Below are 2,747 nucleotides of genomic sequence, written 5' to 3' on the forward strand. Positions count from 1 at the left end.
ATAGAGGGCGATGCATTTATGGAAGTAATACTAGAACACATCGCACAAAAAACGGAGCCAATAAAATGAAAAAGAAAACTTATTTAGATTTTGCCAATATCGCTATTCAAATGGAAAAAGAAGAAAAGTATAACCTTGCTGCCGAATACTGGGGAAAAGCTAATAAATTAGCAAATACGCTGAATACCCAGCGCTGGTCTGAATATCGTCAAGAGCATAATGAAAAAAGATATTCATTGCATCATAGCCATAGCACCGCATTAAGAAGCTAGAAAGAAAATCAGCGTATGGCCTCTGAATTAAAAAAGCATATGAATAAACAGGCGGCAAATGATGACGATATATGAACAGATAGGCGAATTAGCGCGAGATTTAGAACTGAAAGGTTTATTTCGTCGTGCTGCTAATAAATGGGGTGAAGCCCTTTCATTATCTCAGAACCTTAAACAAGAACAGGAATGCATTAAAAACGGGAATCGTTGCATTCAAAAAAGCAAAAGTAATTATTCGTGAGGGATGGTAATGAAATACACAGAATCAATGATAGAAGAAATGATTTCCGATTTAAAGGAAAGCAGATTTGAACCTCCTGCGTGTCTTTTAGATAAAGAAAGAATGATTGCCAATTATCCACCATTAACAGATGCGGAGAGAATGGAATGTGCTGAATTTTCAGTTAAGCAAAAACGAGCAATTACTGCACGAGAATATCTAATTTCATGTGGTGAGCGATTTGGAAAACTTGAAAGTGGGAATGTCGTATTTTCCCATGAAAATTGCATCGTTGAATTAGATTCTGAAGTTATTGAAACGCTACTTATTCACCAAATAGAAAAGCCAATTTTAGAAGTTAATCCAATTGAAAAATATATCGCATTGCAACGTTTCTATTTAGGAAACGAAGTAAATGAAAAAGAAAACGGTAGTACATGGATGCGTGATTTTATCGACGGAGTATTTATCAACGGATTCAAATTATTTACGGCTGAACCAGCATCACCCAGCACACATTGAGAGACGAGATATGAGCAAGAAAAACGAAGTGATCACCAATAACCAAGCGGCAATGATGAGCAGCCGTGAAATAGCGGAACTGACGGGGAAGGAGGTAAAAAATGTTCATGTCGATATTTGGAACATGCTTACACAGTTGTATGGAATAAAAAAGGATGGTTGGAATTTCAACCATCATAAAAATCAACAAGTTAAATTAGTTGAAGGTGTAATCGCTGTTATCGACAATCGAGGCTATATCTCTGAATTATTGCTCGACCGTCGTCATACAGAGATCCTCATCACTGGTTATGACGTTGTTCGCCGTGCAGCAGTGATTGACCGTTGGTTCGATTTGGAATCCGGTAAAGCAACTCCGGCTGTCCAACAACAAACTACTGGCCTACCTCAACTATCCAAACTAGAAATCCTCCAGATGGCCATTGAATCTGAGCAAGGCCGATTGGTTGAAAAAGAGCGCGCTGATAAAGCAGAGCGCACCAAATCACAGATCAGCCGTAGTCGTGAGGCTAGCGCACTTGGCAAACTCAGTGCTGCCACCCGCAAATGTCGAGAACTGGAAGAACGCCTGGGTGAAAGCACCAAACACTCAACCATTACCAGCGTATTTAGGGCCACAGAGAAAGAGTACAAATATGCGCCCCTCCGCAAATGGTGCCGTGAAAACAATATGGAAGCTACCGACGTACCCGACCCCAGATATGGCAGCGTGAAATCATGGCCTGCCGAAGCATGGCTGGCTGTATACGGTGTCGATCTCAAAAAACTGTTTGGTAAGAAGTGAGGAATGGAAATGGAAAAATACATTGTGACCTATTTAGCTGATTACCCTTGCGGACATCGACACACACTGCGCGTTGTTATGGACGCTCATAACGCAATGGATGCTATCGAAAAATCTCTGGCAGCACTAACTGATGATCAGCTGACCTCAACTAATCACACGCTCTTCTCTGTTATGCCGGAAGCGTTCAACGAAAACACCATTGGCTGTCTGGATGCATGCCCAAAGGCGGAGGTGAAGTCATGATCATCGATACCGATTTGTTACGTGCTGCTTTAGTTTGTGTAGCCAAAGGTGAGCAAGCAGAAAAACACCCCGGATTGACCGGGGTCCATATCACCCGGCAACACCTTGAAGCCACTAACGGACATGTACTGGTACGCATGGAGCTGACAGAACATAGTGGCACGTTCTTTGATGACAATGATGCAGATGATCTCAATCTGGTTATCCGGTTCTGTGGCGATATTCCAGAGCAGGCTTGCTTTACGGAAATTATCTTGGGTGACGAGGTAAGAGCTATTCATCTGGACAAAAGCAATGAGATTTTTAGTTTCACTCGACTGGAAATAATCAAGGGTCGCTTCCCTGATTTAGATAAAACCATTCCAACAGAGAAGCAGGATGTTATGCCGCTCTTCTCGGCTGAGTATCTGTCTTATCCGGCCCAGATGTTTAAGGGATCAGCATCGGTACTCATTGAACCCTCCGGCATGAATGCCCCGTGTCGGTTCCGGTTCTGCTCTTTCACGAACAGAATTTACGGCAACCCTGTTTTTGTAGTTTTTCCCATACACGAAAGCATCTTCGAGCTTGCCGAGCAAAAGGTAAAAGAAATGGAGGCAAGCCGTGACTGAGGAACACCGCCAGATGGTGGACATTGACGACGAACTAGTCAGAACGGTAGTCCACATCGACGACGGCAGGGATTGGGGGCAGCGCATTATCC

General features: G+C 43.0%; 6 protein-coding genes. All 6 read left to right on the plus strand.

What is annotated here, in order from left to right; translation table 11 throughout:
• Positions 1-272 (plus strand): ANR family transcriptional regulator (locus Xsto_RS20240; RefSeq protein WP_211284360.1); only part of this gene is annotated, 272 nt, incomplete at its 5' end.
• Between the two features lie 58 nt (positions 273-330).
• Positions 331-513 carry a PerC family transcriptional regulator gene (locus tag Xsto_RS20245; protein ID WP_244590476.1) on the plus strand — a complete coding sequence of 61 codons (183 nt, stop codon included), beginning with the start codon at positions 331-333 and terminating at the stop codon, positions 511-513.
• Positions 514-522: 9 nt separating this feature from the next.
• Positions 523-1,014 carry a hypothetical protein gene (locus Xsto_RS20250; protein WP_099126252.1) on the plus strand — a complete coding sequence of 164 codons (492 nt, stop codon included), beginning with the start codon at positions 523-525 and terminating at the stop codon, positions 1,012-1,014.
• Between the two features lie 28 nt (positions 1,015-1,042).
• Positions 1,043-1,798 carry a Rha family transcriptional regulator gene (locus Xsto_RS20255; protein ID WP_425304013.1) on the plus strand — a complete coding sequence of 252 codons (756 nt, stop codon included), beginning with the start codon at positions 1,043-1,045 and terminating at the stop codon, positions 1,796-1,798.
• A gap of 9 nt (positions 1,799-1,807) precedes the next feature.
• A complete protein-coding gene (locus tag Xsto_RS20260) occupies positions 1,808-2,044 on the plus strand; it encodes a hypothetical protein (protein WP_099111121.1) in 237 nt (78 codons plus the stop codon).
• Positions 2,041-2,655 (plus strand): hypothetical protein, encoded by a 615-nt coding sequence (locus Xsto_RS20265; RefSeq protein WP_099126254.1) that lies wholly within the window; start codon positions 2,041-2,043, stop codon positions 2,653-2,655. The genes Xsto_RS20260 and Xsto_RS20265 overlap by 4 nt, the downstream gene beginning before the upstream one ends.
• Positions 2,656-2,747 lie beyond the last annotated feature (92 nt).

Source organism: Xenorhabdus stockiae (assembly GCF_002632825.1).
In the GTDB taxonomy this organism is placed as follows: Bacteria; Pseudomonadota; Gammaproteobacteria; order Enterobacterales; family Enterobacteriaceae; genus Xenorhabdus; species Xenorhabdus stockiae.